The 17,204-nt window shown below is 69.7% G+C and carries 17 protein-coding genes and 1 pseudogene; 8 read left to right on the forward strand and 10 right to left on the reverse strand.

Annotation, left to right across the window (positions count from 1 at the left end; all coding sequences use genetic code 11):
- Together AB0D01_RS37695 and AB0D01_RS37700 are read left to right on the forward strand one after the other, a co-directional pair.
- Positions 1 to 641: hypothetical protein (locus tag AB0D01_RS37695; RefSeq protein ID WP_363063552.1), on the forward strand; the 641-nt coding region annotated here is incomplete at its 5' end.
- A gap of 368 nt (positions 642 to 1,009) precedes the next feature.
- On the forward strand, positions 1,010 to 1,492 hold the full coding sequence (locus AB0D01_RS37700; protein WP_363063554.1) for a hypothetical protein: 483 nt from the start codon (positions 1,010 to 1,012) through the stop codon (positions 1,490 to 1,492).
- A gap of 334 nt (positions 1,493 to 1,826) precedes the next feature.
- Here the strand turns inward: AB0D01_RS37700 and AB0D01_RS37705 are convergent, their stop codons facing one another.
- Genes AB0D01_RS37705 through AB0D01_RS37715 form a run of 3 tightly spaced genes read right to left on the reverse strand, consistent with a single transcriptional unit; the run spans position 1,827 to position 4,851 of the window.
- Complete coding sequence (locus tag AB0D01_RS37705) at positions 1,827 to 2,351, reverse strand: hypothetical protein (RefSeq protein WP_363063556.1); 525 nt, start codon at positions 2,349 to 2,351, stop codon at positions 1,827 to 1,829.
- Positions 2,352 to 2,368: 17 nt separating this feature from the next.
- Entirely contained in the window at positions 2,369 to 3,508 is a 1,140-nt protein-coding gene (locus tag AB0D01_RS37710; RefSeq protein WP_363063558.1) for a NucA/NucB deoxyribonuclease domain-containing protein, read from the reverse strand.
- A gap of 38 nt (positions 3,509 to 3,546) precedes the next feature.
- Entirely contained in the window at positions 3,547 to 4,851 is a 1,305-nt protein-coding gene (locus tag AB0D01_RS37715) for a hypothetical protein (protein ID WP_363063560.1), read from the reverse strand.
- Positions 4,852 to 5,647: 796 nt separating this feature from the next.
- Here AB0D01_RS37715 and AB0D01_RS37720 point away from each other — a divergent pair.
- Positions 5,648 to 6,103, forward strand: a complete 456-nt coding sequence (locus tag AB0D01_RS37720; protein ID WP_363063562.1) for a lamin tail domain-containing protein — start codon at positions 5,648 to 5,650, stop codon at positions 6,101 to 6,103.
- Positions 6,104 to 6,304: 201 nt separating this feature from the next.
- On the opposite strand, the gene AB0D01_RS37725 is transcribed toward AB0D01_RS37720, so the two are convergent.
- The 3 genes and pseudogenes from AB0D01_RS37725 to AB0D01_RS37735 all read right to left on the reverse strand — a co-directional run bounded on the left by AB0D01_RS37725 (position 6,305) and on the right by AB0D01_RS37735 (position 7,455).
- Entirely contained in the window at positions 6,305 to 6,433 is a 129-nt protein-coding gene (locus AB0D01_RS37725) for a hypothetical protein (RefSeq protein ID WP_363063608.1), read from the reverse strand.
- Positions 6,434 to 6,445: 12 nt separating this feature from the next.
- Positions 6,446 to 6,729: pseudogene (locus tag AB0D01_RS37730) on the reverse strand (lipase); the annotation flags it as partial.
- Between the two features lie 543 nt (positions 6,730 to 7,272).
- Positions 7,273 to 7,455 (reverse strand): hypothetical protein, encoded by a 183-nt coding sequence (locus AB0D01_RS37735; protein ID WP_363063564.1) that lies wholly within the window; start codon positions 7,453 to 7,455, stop codon positions 7,273 to 7,275.
- Between the two features lie 173 nt (positions 7,456 to 7,628).
- On the opposite strand from AB0D01_RS37735, the gene AB0D01_RS37740 reads away from it, so the two are divergent.
- Positions 7,629 to 9,170, forward strand: a complete 1,542-nt coding sequence (locus AB0D01_RS37740) for an MFS transporter (RefSeq protein ID WP_363063566.1) — start codon at positions 7,629 to 7,631, stop codon at positions 9,168 to 9,170.
- Between the two features lie 749 nt (positions 9,171 to 9,919).
- Here AB0D01_RS37740 and AB0D01_RS37745 read toward each other — a convergent pair.
- Positions 9,920 to 10,597, reverse strand: coding sequence for an HNH endonuclease family protein (locus AB0D01_RS37745; protein WP_363063568.1), 678 nt, complete (start codon positions 10,595 to 10,597; stop codon positions 9,920 to 9,922).
- A 334-nt stretch (positions 10,598 to 10,931) separates the two neighbouring features.
- On the opposite strand from AB0D01_RS37745, the gene AB0D01_RS37750 reads away from it, so the two are divergent.
- The 3 genes from AB0D01_RS37750 to AB0D01_RS37760 are packed head-to-tail and all read left to right on the forward strand — an operon-like array spanning position 10,932 to position 13,674.
- Complete coding sequence (locus AB0D01_RS37750; protein ID WP_363063570.1) at positions 10,932 to 11,246, forward strand: hypothetical protein; 315 nt, start codon at positions 10,932 to 10,934, stop codon at positions 11,244 to 11,246.
- Positions 11,240 to 11,902, forward strand: a complete 663-nt coding sequence (locus tag AB0D01_RS37755) for an RNA polymerase sigma factor (protein ID WP_363063572.1) — start codon at positions 11,240 to 11,242, stop codon at positions 11,900 to 11,902. Before AB0D01_RS37750 ends, AB0D01_RS37755 begins: the two co-directional genes overlap by 7 nt.
- Positions 11,899 to 13,674: an IclR family transcriptional regulator C-terminal domain-containing protein gene (locus AB0D01_RS37760; protein WP_363063574.1), complete on the forward strand. Its 1,776-nt coding sequence runs from the start codon at positions 11,899 to 11,901 to the stop codon at positions 13,672 to 13,674. The genes AB0D01_RS37755 and AB0D01_RS37760 overlap by 4 nt, the downstream gene beginning before the upstream one ends.
- A 263-nt stretch (positions 13,675 to 13,937) precedes the next feature.
- Here the strand turns inward: AB0D01_RS37760 and AB0D01_RS37765 are convergent, their stop codons facing one another.
- A complete protein-coding gene (locus AB0D01_RS37765; protein ID WP_363063576.1) occupies positions 13,938 to 14,090 on the reverse strand; it encodes a hypothetical protein in 153 nt (50 codons plus the stop codon).
- A 49-nt stretch (positions 14,091 to 14,139) separates the two neighbouring features.
- On the opposite strand from AB0D01_RS37765, the gene AB0D01_RS37770 reads away from it, so the two are divergent.
- Positions 14,140 to 14,496 (forward strand): hypothetical protein, encoded by a 357-nt coding sequence (locus AB0D01_RS37770; protein ID WP_363063578.1) that lies wholly within the window; start codon positions 14,140 to 14,142, stop codon positions 14,494 to 14,496.
- Between the two features lie 877 nt (positions 14,497 to 15,373).
- Here the strand turns inward: AB0D01_RS37770 and AB0D01_RS37775 are convergent.
- Together AB0D01_RS37775 and AB0D01_RS37780 are read right to left on the reverse strand one after the other, a co-directional pair.
- A complete protein-coding gene (locus AB0D01_RS37775) occupies positions 15,374 to 16,528 on the reverse strand; it encodes a hypothetical protein (protein WP_363063580.1) in 1,155 nt (384 codons plus the stop codon).
- Positions 16,525 to 17,199, reverse strand: coding sequence for a metallophosphoesterase (locus AB0D01_RS37780; RefSeq protein ID WP_363063582.1), 675 nt, complete (start codon positions 17,197 to 17,199; stop codon positions 16,525 to 16,527). The genes AB0D01_RS37775 and AB0D01_RS37780 overlap by 4 nt, the downstream gene beginning before the upstream one ends.
- Positions 17,200 to 17,204: the final 5 nt, after the last annotated feature.

Consider the following 17,204-nt stretch of genomic DNA (forward strand, 5'->3'; position numbering starts at 1 on the left):
CGGGCCTGAACAGCACGAGCGAAACCTCCGACGACGAAGCTACATGCCTGAACCGAGTCCCGCTCACAGAGCTCGTTTACGGGACAGCCCTTAGGCGAATCAAGGAACACGTCGAATGGGTGCTCGGCACAGCAGCCGCCATCGCAACCATTGCCGGCCTCTACTTCATCTTCAACCCGCCAGACCCTCCGGGCCCCACCATGAACGAATGGCGAATCAACGCCCTGTCCGTCTGCTCCAGATACGGAAGCGACGGCATCACCAAGTTCAACCAAGCCAACAAATCTCAGGAGCGACTCGATGACGACGCCCGGCAAGGAAAGCCGTCTGACAAGTCTCTAGTCGCGGCAACAGGCCAGCAATGGGAAGAAGCGGGGAACGCCATTGCAGAATTCCTCGGATACCTCCGCGAGATCAAACAACCCAGCGACCAGGCCAAACAGATCAACGAAACACTCGACCTCGGCGACGACATCGCCACCACCCTCGCCAGCTCAGGCAGAGCCATCCGCGACCACGGCCCCGACGCCGGGCGCACCGGACTCGACTGGGTCGACGCCAACGGAAGCGTATGGCGAGAGAAGATGGCAAAACTCGGAATATGCGGCGCCAACGCCTCCCCGAGTCACTCGCCAAGCTGACCACGACGAAGGCCCCCCCACCGCGAGGGTGGGGGGCCTTCAGCGTTCCGGGTCGGGCGGACAGGGACCACGGCCGGGCGCGCCCCGGGCGCGGTGAACAGTCGGAGGCGGAAGGTCTCGGCAGCCCGGGGACGGCGAACACCGGTTCGTCCAGCGCTGGCCGGTGCGGCGCGGCCAGCTCGTGCGACTGCGCTGCGGCGTCCGGTCGCGGTGCCGGCGCACCGCCAGCGGCGAGGTCCTCGGTCATGGCCCGATCATCCCCGACCCGGACCCCGCCCGGACCCCCTTTTGACGGAGGGCGCGAACGCACGCCCTGCTGAACTGAATTACGGGTGTACTGAATTCAGTACACCCGCTAGGCTGGTCCGATGGACATCAGGAGTGAGCTCCAGATCGAGCTCGGCAACTACACCTCCAGCCGGAACGCGCTGATCGAAATCATCACCAGGCAGTTCCGCGGCGGCACGTCCGCACGGGCGCTCGCCCACTCCGTCGCGCCGGCCTTCAGCCGGGACCAGGTCGTCCAGTACCTGGGCGCTGTCGCCCTCCACGACTCCGCCCACAGCGCACTGAAGGCGGCGGACCTCGGCGCGGCCGTCGACACCTGCGTCAGCGGGATCGACTCGCCTCGCGAGGCGCGCCTGAACATCGCCGTGGATCCCGCCGAGACCCCCGGCTACACCGGTCTGCCGGACAGGATCCGCGCCGCGCTCCGCGACTCCCACCTCACCCTGACCCTCACCCACAACTTCCCCAAGGGCGAGGACACCGAGATCGCCGACGACTTCGTCGACGAGATGCTGCTCGACGGCGGACTCGTACGCATCGTGAAGGCCGCACCCGCCACCTGACCTCCGACGGACCGACCGGAACCCGAACCACGGCAACCGGCCGCCCAAGCCCCATCCAGCACGCTACGGAATGGCCCACCCCGCTCGGGCCCCGCACCCGCGGGACGCACGGGGCGTGAGCAGGGCGGCCCGGTCCCGCCCCTGAGGCCCGGGCGGCTCCGACGGGCCATCCACTCCAGCACCCGCACGGTCGCCAGGCCAAGGACCCGCAGCCGGGATCCCCCGGCTGCGGGTCCTCAACGAGATCGTGATCTTCACGCCCTGTATAGGCGACTACGAAACGGAACTCGATCAGCTACCGCGCTCAGACTGTCGCCCTTGCCGCGATGGTCCATCAGTCATCGTCGTCCACGGGTTCGGGTTCGCGGACGTACCAGAGGTCGAGGATGTACTGCTCGGGCTGCGGGTTATCGTCCCACAGCTGTCGGATCCGTGTGGTGCTCCAATCGCCTTCGATCTCGCGGAGCGCCTGTTCGTGGTAGCGGGCAGCAGCGGCCCGGCCGGACCAGGAGACCGTCCCCTCGTAGACACCTGACCTTGGAAGGGACATCTCGCCGGCGGGTCCCAGGGCGAACTGGCCGACCACAAGGACCCCCGTCTCAGACTCGAGGCTGACCGGCGTGAAGCCCTCGACATCCACAGGCGACGGTTGGGGTGCCTCCCACACTCGAATGGTCACTTCCACTTTCAGGTCGGACTGCAGGCTGAGCATATAGAGGTGGTAACCATTGCCGCCGACCACGTTCCGCTCCGCGGCGGCGATGGCCTCGTCATCGGTAAGGTAGGCATCCGAGTCGTACACCTCGACGAGACGATAGGACGGGCGCGCAAGGGTCGTCGCCTGGACCAGAAGTGGCATTACTTGCCTCCTATTCCTCAGGGGACAATTTTGACGTAAAATTCATCGTTGTCAATTATGCGATTCTCCTCATAGGTTCGCTGAATTATCTTTCCACCCTGACGATTGTCCGCTGCGTCTATCAGGCGAACCGAGTAACGATTGTCACCCTTCATCGACCCCTCATAGGTTGACGCGAATGGATACTCGTCACATTCGAGCCCGGTACCCGAGTAGTCACCCCAGACTTCTTTACACTGGGAGATCGATTTCGCCCTCTGCTCATCCTGCTTTTCCGCATTGACCATTCTATGCAGCGGCTGACCGGCTGCCGCACCGGGAACGGTCTTACCAGCCCAGGACGGGAACGTGCGTTCGGGAAACTGTTGGGCATCGAGAATATGGCGCGCACTCTGGTCCACCTCGGGATCCGCGAGACGCATCACCATTTCCACTCGTGCTTCGGGGAAGACGGTTCCCTTGTATTTACCAGCGGTACGTCCCGCGTAGTCGAACCTGAACTTCGAGGTGGCCATCGTTCTGTCCTCCCAGGGCTCTGCGGTGGGGGACGTCACCTTCACGCTCAGGTTGAGCTCGCCCATGACCACCTGGGCGTTGCCGTCCTCGACCTTTCCGGTGTCTGGTGACGTATAGGTGAGCTGCACGAAGGGTTTCGCATTCCACTCGGCGATTGTGCCGACCTGGAAGGTGTTGGCCGGGCTGTTGATCTGCGGGTTGACGCCGCTTTCCTGAGCGATTATCCGGTGAGTGATGGAGTGTTCGATTCTCCAGTTCGCGGGGTTCTCACCGGCGACCGGCTTGGCCTTGATGTTCTCGATGCTGCTGGTGTAGTCGACTCGGCGGGAACCGTCGTAGGCGAAACCCAGGATGTACAGGTCGAACCAGAGTTCGCCGAGAAGGCGCCGCCTGGTGTCCTTGAGTTGGAGGTAGGTGGGGCGATGGACGCACGTCTCGAAACGACTTTTGATCCAGCCCTTCTGCGAGTTGGCCTTTGCCTGCTTGGCGCACTCGGTACGCAGATCATCGTCCTGGACGACAGCCGGCGATGGTGCCGTGGGAGTTCCGGCGGCATTGGCCGCAGCCCCCGTCTCGACAGTCAAGAGCAGGGCGATTGCGGCGCAGGCGGCCACAACGCTGCGGGTCCAGGGTCGACGCATGGCCTCGCTAGACCTTCCATCGATGGAAGCGGTGGTGGTCAGGCGTCGCACATCTGCCCCCAGCAGGCGTCGAGGAGTTGTCCTGTCTCGGTGGAATAGGTGGCGCGGAAGCCGTGGAAGGTGAGGCCTCTGTGTTCCAGGCCCTGGGTCGGTGCTGCGGATTCCACCGTCACCACGGAGGTATCGGCGGTAGTCGTGGGCTGTGTGGCAGGGGCTGCCTGCTGCTTGCTGCTCGACGACGGACGGCCGTCCGGTACGACGCGGATCGCCTCCCGGGCGACGCCGAAGGACTTGGCCGCGCGCTCGGCGATGTCGGTCGGTCCGCCGCCGGCGCGTGCGGACTCCCTTCGAGCAGCGGGTCGCTCAGGCTTCTGGAGCGCGGCCGCGTTGCAGGCCTTGGCTGTCTGTACGCAGGCCGCCAGGCCGGGAACCGTGCTCATGCATCCTTCGGGGTCCGTGGCGAGGCACTTCGAGAGTGCCTTCTGATCGACGCCGTTGAACGTCCCCGTCGCACTCATGGGTGTCGAGGGCGCGGGTCCGGCCGCCGGACCGGGTTTGCTCACCGTCCACTGGGTGGCGGTCGTCGCGTCGGTCAGTTTGGCTTCGAAGCAGTACGGCGCCTTGTAGACGGCGGTCGGGTCGTTCGGGATGTTCATTGACTTCCCGCATATCCCCAAGGTGGTCAGCTGTGTGACGTCCGCGGTCGCCGCGCGTGCCCAGGCCTTGTTCTCCGCCATGAACTGCATGCGGTTCGCGATCGGCGGTACGGTCACATGCTGGGGTCCTCGGACCTCGAGGCCGATGTCGATCCGGTTGGGGTTCCCGCGTGGGATCTTGAGCTGGTCGGTGGTGCTGCCGACGATGTTGAAGTCGTACAGCACGTCCCATTGGTTGCCGCTGGCCTGGCGGATCGTCATGTACGTGTGGTTCACGTTGTCGGCGACCGTTGGATTGGTTCCGGCGGTGATGGCCTTGGTGACCCCGCCGCGCTTGCCCAGTTCGGTCCACCTCGGCCCGTAGGCGATCGTCGTCGCGCCGGTCTTCTCGGCGTGCAGACCCACATCGATCGAGGGGCCGAACATGTCCCCTCCGTTCGCGCCGCTGGTGTCGTCGGTGTTGGGGACCATGCGCACGTAGTTCGAGACTTCCGCCTCGCCTGCCTGCGAACCCCCCTCGAAGGTGATGGGCACGTTCCGCCACGTCCCGAAGGCTCCGATCACCGGCTGGCCGGGCCGTGCGCAGGTCATCGCCCAGAAGAAGATGCGGGCCTGATAGACCGTGTTGCAACTGTGGTCCGGTGGACTGGCGGCGGCGGGCGAGGCAGCCGTCAGAGGCAGGGCCACAGCCGACGCTAGCGCCGAAAGGCTTGCGGCCAGCTTTCTCCGTAAATGCAAAACTTCCCCCAGGTGGTCTTTTGTGCGAAAAACGATCAAGTAACGCACCCGATGGACAGGTCCGGCAAACCAGTTTCGCGGCGACCTGACCGAAACTGTCCACTCAAAGCCGCGAGGATCACCCACCCAAGCGGTGACAAAAGGCCCAGCAAACCAAGACACTTCGGGAAGCCACGCGGCGACTGCAACATCGCGCTCCCACCGCGCCGCGTAAGCGGAATGACTCATTGCAGTTCGAGGCCTGACCCGCCTCGGCACATGTCGAGGCGCCCTCAACCGCCAGGCATGTTGAGGGATCCGCTCCGGGGCGGGCCGCTACAGCAGGTATGCCTCGGAGTGCGGTTCCGCGTGCGGCACGCCCTCGTCGAAGACCTGAAGCCTGGGCAGGGGAAGGCCGGCTCAACCGAAACTGACCGTAACCCGGCCGACGGCTGCCCGATGTCACGACCGACCAGGACCACTCCCAGGACCGTGCGAAGATCGTGAGCACCCTCGACGGCAGAAAGTGTGTCCCTCAAAGTACGTCAACCATTGGCTGGGACCCATCAGGGCCACAGCCACAGCCTTGGTCAGCTGTCCATCTGTCCGGCGTGAACCGTACCGGTCGCGGATTCTCACATCAAAGGGTGACGTTCTGTCACAGGGCTGCAACCGCAGCCCCATCCGGAGTCGGCCGCCCCTTAGCGTCCAGGGCCAAGGCCACCGCGCGGGTGGCGCTTCCCCCCAGTGAACAGGACGTTCCCGGATGCTCATGCCTCTGACCCGTCACCTGGTCGTCGGTGCCGCGATCACCGGCGCGACCATGACCCTGCTCCCGAGCCAGGCCCACGCCGCCGGATCCCTGCGGATCTCCAAGATCTGGTACGACTCCCCAGGCAGCGACACCGCCACCAACTCCTCCATCAACGGGGAATGGGTACAGATCACCAACAGCACCACGAGCGCGGTCAACCTCAAGGGCTGGACCCTGACCGACGCCTCCAACCACGCCTACACCTTCGCCGCCTTCACCCTCGGCGCCGGCAAGAACGTAAGCATCAAGACCGGGAAGGGCACGAACACCGCCACCACCCTCTTCCAACAGCGCGCCGGCCACATCTGGAACAACGACAAGGACACCGCCACCCTGCGTCGCGCCAACAAGACCGTCCACCACACCTGCGCCTACAACTCCACCCGGTACGACTACAAAACCTGCTGAGGCCCCACAACCGCGACACGGGCCGACAGTCGAGAGCCCGGCATCCGCTCCGGGTGGGGGCGCGGTGGCGTCGTGGCGGGTTGTTGCCCCGGACCTTGTGGGTGGGCCGGTTCAGGTGAGGAAGCCGCAGAGGGTCGGGGTGGTTGGGCTGAAGCGGCGGGGGACCACATCGACCCGCCCTCCCCGCGTGCGCCAGCCCGGTCAGGCCACGGTCACCCGCAGCTCGTAGAGCCGGCCCGCGCTGATGGCCTCCGCCTGCTCCCACAGGTTCGTCTCCGTGAAGCCGAGGAACGCCTCGTCGGCGGCTTTACCGAGCAATGGGAGGATCATGGTGATGGGCTGGCCGGGGGTCAACTCGGCGAGCTGGGTCGCATGTCGGTGATGGTGCGCAGGTTCCCGCCGTCCACGGTGGCCTGGACGGTCAGGCGGCCGTCGACAAGGAGGTCGTAGACGCCGTCGGGCGGGGGCGGGAAGCCCCAGTAGGCGCGCTTGGTGGGCAGGGTGTCCAGGTGGACGGTGGTGGCGGCGGTCCGGAAGGCGAGGCGGACGCCGGAGGGCCGGGCCTCGGCGACGGCCAGGCAGTCGTCGAGGATCTGGCGGCGTGCCCAGGCGGGCAGTCGGTGCGGCCAGAACGCCTGCCCGGGGTGAGAACCAGCGCTGGTGGGCGTTGAAGGCACGGGGGTTCGTGTTCCAGTGACCAACCGGGTCAGCTTCCCGACGGCGTGCAGCCAGGCCAGCACGTGGGGCTGGTCGAAGACCTCGGCGGGGCCGGCGCCCTGCACCGGGGCCGGGAAACCGGGCAGGGTCCTGCGCCGACCGCCATCGTGGTACGGCTCCCCCCGTAATCCCGGCTGCTTGGTCGACCATGTGGCCCGCAGGCTCGGAAGGCGGGACCTGCTCCCAGGCAGTGGCTTGCCCGAAGCCCTGACACGTGAGCTCTGCTGGTTCTAGCCTCGCCCCGTGGAGTTACTCGAAGGCGCGTTGTGGGGGGCGTTCGGCGGGTTCGCGATGGAGTCTCTCGACTTCATCGTCGCTGTCAGACGCTGGCGTAGATGGCCTTGGCAGGTCGGGTCCGGCAGCCTCGGCCCTGGTACGGCTGCTGCGGGCGTCACGGCCCCTCACGGCCCGTCCACGGATTCGCCCCCGCTGCCGGCCACGGGGTTCCTGGCCTACGCCATCGCCGTGGTGCTGCGCCTGCTGGTCGGTGCGGGCACCGCTGCGGCGGTGGTCTCCGCCTCGCCGACGACGGCCTCGGCCTGGCTGATGGTCCTCACGGGCGCGACGGCACCACACGTCCTGGAGAAGGTGACGATGTTCGTGCCCTTGGTGGTGAAGGTCGGTCGGGAAGGCATCAACGCGGTGCAGCAGCAGAACGCTGCCCCCACGCCAAGCGGGTATGTGCCCCCGCCGACCGGGGGACCCCCGCAATCCGGCGCGGCACCGGGCCAGCCGCCCCCCGGCCTTCCTGCTCCGACGACGGACCCCGCCTCCGGCGGGGCCTCACCACAGCCGGGAGGAATGTGACGTGCGTGCCGATTCCCTCTCCGGCCGGGTCGTGGCGACGCTGTCCCGTCGCTCACCCGCGTTCCAGCCGCCCGCACGCCCCGATGCGGCTCCCGCCCCTTCGCAGACGTGGGCGCAGGCCGTCCAGGTCCGCCTGGACGCCGCCGCCCGGCGGTCATCGCGAACAGCTCCGCTCAGCAAAACCGGACCCGTCCTGCCTGGCCTCCTCCTGCTGCTGGGTATCGGCGCCGCAGGCACCACTGCGGTAGCGGTCCACCTCGGGTCGCTGACGGCGGGCCTGGGAGTACCGGGGCAGTGGATCCTGCCGGCCAGCGCACTGTGGCTGGGCCTGCTGGTCGGCATGCTGCTCACGCCCCTGATCGCGAGCCCGCGAAGGCTCTGGCAGGCGGGTCTGGTCCTGGGGCTGGCCGGTTCTCTGGGGGCGCTGGCCGTCGACGGACTGTGGGAGTTGGCCGCGTGCCTGCTGGTGCTCAGCGTGGGAGAGGTGTGCATCGGCACGGGGGCGTACACGGCCGTGTTCTCGTCGGCCTCGAGAACCGAGCGCGGACGTCTGCTGGATCGGATCGGTCTCGCCATGTCCGCCGGGGCTGTGCTCGGACCGCTCACCGGAGCCCTGCTCGTCCAGCACGCCCCCGTGCCGGGATTGCCGGGGTGGCGCTCCGTCTTCCTCGTCATGGCGGCCGCCTCGGCAGCGGGATTCCTTCCGGCGGGCCATCTGCCCCACGAACCGCAGGCCGCCCGCCGGGAGGACCTGCGACCGTACTGGCGGACAGCCGTTCTGGTGCTGCTGCTCGGCGCGGCCGCCACCGCAGCCCAGTACGGATCCCTGACGGGTGTCCTCGGTCTGCTGCTGTGCCTCGGGGCGGCGCTGCTGTGGGCATGGATGACCGCCCGGCGCGCGGTGCGGGAGGGACGGCGGGACACCGGCCTCCTGGGCAGGCCGGTCTCCGCTCGGGTGCTGACCGCGTTCGGCGCCGCGGCCGTGACCGGACCGGCGGTCGTCCTGTGCCTGGTGCTCGTTCCGTTCACCCTGGCAACGACCGCACACGCATCCCTCTTGACGGTCGGACTTGTCCTGACCCCGCTTCCAGCCGGGCTGCTGGCCGGCGCCAGGACGGCAGCGCTGCTTCTGACGCCACGCGGAAAGCGTGTCAAAGCCGTTGTGATCGCGGGACTGGCCCTGACCGGCGTCGGGGCCGCCACCCTCGCGTCACCGTGGCTCACGGACAGCCCCGCCCCACTGTACGCCGTGCCCCTGAGCCTCGTCGGGCTGGGCGCGGGAGCCGTCGGCAGCAACTTGGGCGTGCTGCTGCATGAAGTGGGGCTGGGTTCACTGGGGGCGGCCATGGCGGCGGTACAGCAGACCAGGCTTGTCGCCAGCTGCGCCGCGCTGGCGACGGTCGCGGTGACGGCACCGGCCACGGGGCTGCTGCTGTGCGGCATCCTGGCCGGAGCGGGCCTGCTGACCACCCTGTTCTGGCGGGACGGACCGGAGACTGCGGAGCACGAGGACCTCGTACCCGAACCGGCTCCCTACGTCTGAAGCCCACCGGGCCCCACCCCGTCACGGTCCAAGCCGGGCGTCGCGGGTAAAGGCCCGACGGGCTCGGCGTACGGGTTCGTACCGCAGGCGGGGCACACGGCACCCCGACCACGGCTCCGGCCGCCGCGTGGGGTCCGGCCGCCGCGTGGGACGGCGGTAAAGGCCACGAGGGCGGCGATGGCCTCTTCCACACCGACACCCCTGGCCGTGCGACCTCCGCGAGGCCGGCAACGGTCCGGGACTCCACCGGCGCCTGGCCGATCTCTTCGAGCGCCCGGAACCCACCTTCAAGGACTGGATCAGAGCAGCTCGGGAGCCTGGATACCTCTCCCTCGCAATCCCGGGCCACCGGCCCTGGCCCGCTTCTCAGTCACCGTACCGAGGACGCGGTTCACCGCCTCCCTCGGCCTGATCCAGGTCGTAGGGCCAGCGCTGCAACACGACCAAGGCCCCCCCGGCTTACCCAGGGTCACGCAAGGTTTGCCCACGCCGGCCACGGAGGACTTGCCCAGGACCTCAGCGAGCTTGCCCGGATCAGCAGCGCAGACGCGAGAGCCAGCCGGTGGCCCTCGGCACCCGCAGCGCCGACGTCGCCGCCCTCCCCCTGCTGCTGCAGCATCTCCGCCGCCGGTAGCCCGCAGCACTCGGGGTCCGGCCGCCCTGGGGGCAGCCGGACCCACGGCTTTGACCCTGGGCACGACGAAGGGCCGCCAGCCCAGAAGGAACAACGGCCCTTCAGCACCTCTGCCCTACGGCGCGGGGGTGAACTCCACCGCCGTGTCGCCGCAGCCGGCCGCGATGTCCCACAGCCGCTGCTGCTCGGCCTCGTCGACAGCAAGACCCCACCTGAGCTTCGTCGCGGTCCACTCCGCGCCGTACCGGCACAGCGCCTCCGGCGACGGCGGCAGCCACTGGGCCGGATCCCGGTCCGCCTTCGCCCTGTTCGACCGCGCCGTCACCGCCACCAGCGACGACAACTGGCCCTGGTCGTTCGCGTACGCCTCCCGCCGCGCCGCCGTCCAGCCGGAGGCCCCGGAGTCCCAGGCCTCGGCGAGGGGGACCATGTGGTCGATGTCCAGCCGGGACGCGTCGGTCACGGACACCTCGTCGTAGTAGGACTCCCACCTGCCCCCGCTCAGCGTGCAGCCCGGCCCGATGACCGGGTAGTCGATCGCCTCGGCCAGCAGCACCTCCTGGCGGGTGTTGCAGCCGTCCGCCGGCTGCTCCCCCGCAGTCCAGTGCCTGAAGCTGGTGCGCTGGTAGCCGGTCCGGTCCTCGACCGCGAGCGGCAGCGCGGACACCGCCACCCCGATCGGCAGGACCTGCGGCACCACTGCCGGCTGCTCGGCGGCGTGCGTGGTCGTGGCGGGAAGGGACAGGGCGAGGGCTGCGGCGGCCGCGACAGCGGCCCGCATCATGATCAACATGCGCCGGTTGTAGCGGGCCCCGCCCCGTCAGCAACAGGGGCACAGCGGCGGGTTCACCCGGGCGAGGAGGCAGGTTCACCCGGCGAAACGGCACTGCACCGGCCGACCAAGACACGTCCGTGCCAGCGGCAGCCTCCAGCACATCACGGGGCGCCGGACATGTGGCCCGTGGGGGGGTGACGGCGTGCGCCGGAGCACGGGAGACGCCGGCCGTTCACTCACTCGGGTGAATCGGGGGACTCCGAGGGGAGAAGTGCGCGGTGGGGTTCGTCAGGGGGGCGAGGACGCGATCACGCCGACCGCGTCCCGCCAAGTAGATGGAGAACCACTGAACATGCCGTCCTTGGAGTGGATCGGGTATCTCCCGACCGCCGTGAGCGCGGTGCACGCTCTGATCGCTGTGGTGAACCTGTGCCGGCGCGGTACCGCCGACTGCCCGGACACCGGCCGTGAAGCGATCGCCGGGCCCGTGGTGTTGAAGCGGTGCGGTGGCGCAGCGCGGGAGGTTGTGGTGGTGCGGGTGGAGTTGGCCGTGGACACGGAGATGGTGGTGCGGATCGAGGTCGCGAGGGCTGCCGACGCTCTCGCGGCTGTCGGTGCCGGCGCCGGCTCGGGTCCGGCGGCCGGCGGGGAGCGGGGCCCGTGGTAGGCGGAGGCGCGGAAAAGGAGTTCGCGCCGGAGCCCGACGCGGAGGAGGAGTGTCCGCCCGGCGCGGAATCGGGCGACGTCTCGGAGCCGGATGTGGCGCAGCGGTTGCTGGAGGCGTCTGGGGCGTTCATGGACTCCGGTCCGTACGTGCTGCGGCGGTCGTTTCGGGCGTTGTCGCTGGCGACGTGTCAGGACGTGGTGGGGGAAGCCCTGCTGCGGGTGGGTGTGAAGGCGGCGGAGGGTGAGCTGCCGGCGGATACGAACGTGGTGGCGTACCTGCGGGCCACGGCCCGCAACCTTGCCGTCGACGAGTGGCGTCGCGAGCAGCGCGGTGGCAGGCGGACGGTGGTGACGGACGCGCAGGCGCTGGAAGGGCTGCCGGAAGCCCTGGGTCAGGAGGGGGTGGATGAGGGTCGGCTGCGGCAGCGGGAGCTGCTGCGGCGGGAGATCGAACGGATGCCGGAGGGGCGGCGGCGCCAGGTCGTGGACCTTCAGAGCAAGGGTTTGAGCGACGTGGAGATCGCGGCCGCGCTCGGCATAGCGGCCCCGCAGCTGCACAAACTGCGTTCGAAGGCGATCGCGTATCTACGGCGCAAGCTCGCTGGGCATATTCGGGATGGGCATCGGAAGAAGAACTGCGAAAGGAAGGACAGGTGACGGATGTGAGCACGAACGACCACCGCGGCGGGGCGGGCCGCCCGGATCCGGTGGTGCCGGCCGGGCTCGCCCACCTCTTGGCCCAGCTTGCCGGGCCGCACGATTTCTGGGACCGCCCCAAGGGCTACTTCGGGCCCCTGACCGATAGCTACGGCCTGAGCCCGCAAGAGCGGGCCCACGCGAACTCCCTTTACCGGCTGGGGACGAAGGCTTTGGTGCGCGGTGAGCTGCTGCGGGCCGAGAAGTGGCTGGGCAGCGCGGCCGAGGCCGGGCACCCCGGGGCCATGTTCCGCCTTGCCGCGCTCGCGGGGCGGGCGGACGGCGACCGGCGCGAGGACGTACGGTTCCTCGTCGCCGAAGCGGCCCGTCACGGTCATTCCGACGCGCGCCGACTCCTGGCCGCGACCGCCCACCGCCGCCCCTCCCCCTACGACCCGCTGCCGCCCGTGGAAGACCCGCGGTTCTTCGAGGAGGTCCGCGAACACCTCGGCGTCCGTCCCGAACTCCTTACCCCTGATCCCTGCGAGGCCGCCGCGGCCGCGGCGGCGGGCGGGCGCCCGGCGCCCAAGGCCCAGGGGCCGCGTCTGGTTCTGGTGCCCCCGCCCGCCATCCCCGCCCCCGACCAGGCCGCAGCCGACAACACGGCCTCCGGGTCCGGGGCTGGGTCCGGGTCCGGGCCTCGGCGGCGGCATCTGCGCTCCCTCGACCCGACACCGGGCGGAGCGCTGGTCCAGCCCCTGCCCGACCCCACCCCCCACCTGGCCGCGGCGGCCGCCGCAGCCGCCGGCGCCGGGGCCGGGGCCGGGGCCGGGGCCGGGGCCGGGGCCGGGGCCGGGGCCGTAAAGGCGGCTCAGCCGGATTCCGGCGACGCCGGCAGCCGTAAGGGGCTGTTCTCAGCGCATGCCCTGCGACCCGCGGTCCTGACCGACATGGCCTCGCGGATCCTGCCCGCGCAGACCCCCCGGCAACAGGCCGCGGCGGTCAAGGCCCACCACCTGCTCCGCCACATTCAGCAGTCCGGCGGGATCAGCACCCGCGACCTCGCCCGGCGCACCAACATGTCCGTGACCTCCACGGCGTGGCTGCTGCACTGGCTGCGCGCGCAGTACCTGGTCGAAACGATCGCCGGAGCGCACCTGCCGGGGCCGGTCATGGAGATGGCCGGCCGTCCCGAGCAGCACGAGCTGCTGATGCAGCAGACCCTCGACAAGCTCCGCGACCGCCTCGGCGCCGCCGTCTACCTCAGCACCTACACCGGCGGGGAAGTCGAGATCCTCCAGTCCTCCCACGGTCCCGGCGCGCCCCCGGTCAGGGTCGGAGCGGCGTTCACCGACAGCGCGCACGCCAGCGCCGTCGGAAAGGCGCTCCTGGCCGACCTCGACTTCGAGGCCCGCATGGAACACCTCGCCCGCTACGAACCCCTCCCCTACACCGGGCGCACGATCACCAGCCCCCGGACCCTCTTCGAGAACCTCGACAACCACGGCCCCCAAGCACTCCAGTTCGACCTCCTGGAGTACTCGAAACACAACCTGTGCGCGGCGTTCTCCCTCACCCTGCCCGGACACGACGCCACCTGCGTCGCCCTCGCCCTGCCCGCCGACCAGCACCACCGCCTCAAGCGCACCGCCGCAGCCCTCAGCAAGCTCTCCACCGGACTCCTCCTCGCCCGCCTCCTCACCACCACCGACGGCGACACCGTCAACCCGAACACAGGCGACATCTGGCGGTCGGGACCAACCGACTCACCCCGGGCCATCGCCCTGCCCTGACCCGGCCCCAACAGGCCTGCCCGGTCCGAGCGCCGCCCAGCGCCCGGACCGGGCAAGCCCCCGCCCGGAACAGCCCAACCCCGCAAGGCACTTTCGTCATACCGGCCCGCACCGTCCCGGACGACCCGACACAGATCCCCCCGGCACCTCGACCTCCACGTCGGCGCGCTCGCCATGCTGGTGCCCCGCCGGTAGCCCGCACAGGCGCCAGCCGCCACCCGAGCGGCCGACCCGGCCCGGAGCAGGACGACCGCGCGCCGCCCTCAGCCGGCAGTCGCCGCCCCGCCCGAGCCGAAGGGCGGAACGTCGAACGCAGTCATGTCCAGGCGCAGCCGCTTGAAGCGGACCGGGTGCCTGTAGGCGCCGTCCGTGACCTGCTGGTCGAGTACTTCCTGGGTGGCACCGCGTCCGATCAAGCCGAACGAGTGCGCGACGAAGAAGTCCAGGTCAGGGGTAAAGTCCCGAATGGACCAGCGGACCCGGACCCAGCTGCCGCTACTGCCCGCCCTGCTTCGCGCCGTCGAGCGGCAGAGCAAGGACGCCGAGGCTCGCGTCACCGCGGCCCGCGCGACGCCAGCCGGTGAACGGTTCCTCGTTGCCGGGGAGCAGTTCGAGCGCTTCGGGTCAGGGCAGGCCCGCCGCGTCTACGTCACCGAGGTGGCCGCCGGCAGGCGGCGGAACCAGACCCACGAGGAGAAGGTGGCGTTCTGGTCCTGGGCAACGGTGGAGGTTCTGCGGCACACCGGCATCCGGATCGAGGAGATGCTGGAGGCTTCTCGAACTCGGCCAGGCTGTGCTCGTCCAGCGGCGGAGTGTCGATGACCGCGTAGCCCTTGGTTCCCAGACTCACTCACTTCCCCTTCTCGTTGCTTCTTCTGAAATGGCGGTTCTCGCCTGGCGACCCCGTCGACGGGGTCGAGGCGGGGGCCGCGTCGTCGCGTGCGCGGTGCTCGCGACGACCGGCGTATCCCCACACGGAGGCTTTGGGGTCCTCCGGGCACTGCTCCGGCAGGACCCGACCGCCTTCGGGCCGTCCCGGGCGGTGCCGCCCGATGGGCGATGCAAGCGGCCGCATCCACATGGACGACCGAGCCCGGCACACCCGCCCAGGAGCCACCGTGCGTGCGGCCGGGCCGCAGGCGCGGCCAGGCAGTCGGTCGCGGCAGGGGAGGGAACCGCGGTCGTGGGTCCGAGGTCGCGAGCCGCACCGGGCGGCAGGCGAGGTTGATGGCTCAGAGCGCGGGGAAGCGGCCGACGGAACGGGGTACCGCAGTCGTCACCCACTGGCGCCAGGACTGATCGTCGCGCGACGGACCGGCCGGGCCCCTGTTCCAGGGCCTTCCCGGCCCCGCCCCCACCTGGCCGGCTTCGCCTCGGCCAGGGCATGGGGCCGCGGTGTGCCCCCGGCCCCGGGGGAGAGTGCGCCGAATGGCTCGGGGGTACGTATGCGTCGCCTTGGTCGGCCGGTGGAGCGACTTCCCTGCCGGCGGAGGTCGCCGGACCGGCTACGGCATGTCTCACTTCCTTGTTCCCCTGCAACGGTGATGCGTACGGAAATGCCTGGTCAGAGCAGTTCCTCGTGCGTGATTGAACCTACGGCGGGAGTTCCCGGCGAGGAAGCGCGCAGGGGGTGCCTGGGGGGTGCCTCCCCGTGAGTGCCGTGACGTCCGGGGCCCGCGACGTTGCCGCGCCCCGGACCTCAGTCCTTCAGCCCCGCGATCCCTCGCAGTTGCCGCCACGTCGATTCCGCCCCTGCCTCGTCCGGCGACTCGAAGTACACCTCCACGTTCGCCGTTCCTCCGTGGTCCGGGCCCCGGGCCTCCAGTACGCCCGGCAGCGCCGACGCCTTCCGTACCAGGCCCTCGGCGGCCGGGAGCTGGGTCCTGGCCACGATGCCGGGGTTCGGGCCGTGGCTCGGAGGGCTCATCGGTTCCCCCAGTGCCGCGCGGAGGAACTCGTCCCAGAGGTCCACCCCGCGTGCGTGCCAGAGCATGCGGGGAATCCCGAGGCCGCCGGGACGGATCGCGATCTCGCCGATGACAGGGCCCCTGTCCGTCTCGAAAACCTCCAAGTGCGTGACCCCGTCCTGTAGTCCGAGGGCCCTCACCGCCTTCCGGTGCAGGAGGAGGATGGCTCGCGCGATCGGTGCGGACTGGTCGACCACGTAGCCACTGTCCACTTCCGGGGGCGTGTCGAGGGGGATCGTGAAGTAGCGGGAGACCGTCGCGTGGCGCACCTCGGCTCGTCTGGTCACGCCGTCGCAGTGGTACTCCGCCGTGACGTCTACCAGGCGCTCCACCAGGATCGGGACCCCCCGTGCCGCGAGGTCGTCGTACCTGCCTTCCCGGAGGCCGCGCGCGAACGCCTGCGGCGATGCCACGCGGTGGGTGCGCGTTGCCATCGCGCCGAAGACCGGCTTGATCACCACCGGCCAGCCGGTGTCCCGGGCTGCTCTCGGGACCTCCTCCAGGCAGCCCGCCTGGGCGTAGTCCGTCACCGGGAGGCCCGCCGCGCGGAGTCTGTCCTTCATGGCCCTCTTGTGGGCGGCCCAGAGCGACTGTTCGAAAGACGGGCCGGGGACGCCGAGCAGGGAACGGACCAGGCCGGCGGCGACGATGCTCTTCTCCGTCGAGGCAACGACCCGGTCAGGCAGTCCCGCGCGGGCCAGGGAGTGGGCGGCGCGTTCGACCTGACCCAGGTCCTCGAAGCTGTCGACGTACGCGATGCCGCATTCGTCATAGAAGCCGGCGTACGCCGTGCGAGTGATCACCTGGAGTTGGATGTCCGGTCGTTGCCGGAGGGCCCGGACGATCTCCGGTTTGTCGGAACCCAGCAGCATGACGCGTTGGTTCACGTCTTCTCCTCACAGTGGTGGTGGGTGACCGTGGCCGCATCCTCGTCGATCACGGCCCAGGCCGGGGACGGGCCGCGTTCCGGGGCGGTTTTGGCGACCGGGCCGACGTTGACGATGTAGCGGGCACCCGGTGCGAGGTGGATCGGTTCGCCGTGGCGAACCGGGACGAGGACGGGTTCGGCGTCTCTGCCGCATCTTGCCTGGGGCAGCCGGCGCAGGGCGCTGCGGTGATGGTGGCCGTGAATCAGGGCCCGGCCCGGAAATGGTGCCTCGGCCGGGGACCAAACCCCCGGCTGCGTCTCCCGCCAGGGGAGGCGGTGGCCGTGGCCGTAGACGGCGAAGTCCGTGCGGTGTTCCAGTGGAGCGTGGAGGATCGGCCTCGTCCAGTCGGGCAGGTGCGCCCGCGGTACCAGGGAGGCGATCCGTTCTTCTTGGTTGCCGCGCAGGAGCAGAGCGCCCCGCAGGAGGACCTCCACCCGTGGGTCCGCGTCGACTACCTCTGCGATGTCGCCGGTGAACTCGTACTTCTCGGCCTGGCGCTTGCTCACCTTGCACTCGAAGACGTCGCCCATGGAGATGACCTGGTCCACCGCCTGGCGGGCGATGTGCTCCAGTACCCGTTGCAGGGAATCGACATCGCCGTGCACGTCGGTGAGTACGGCGTATCGCATGCTTC

The sequence above is a fragment of the Streptomyces sp. NPDC048606 genome (assembly GCF_040650855.1).
Classification (GTDB): Bacteria; Actinomycetota; Actinomycetes; order Streptomycetales; family Streptomycetaceae; genus Streptomyces.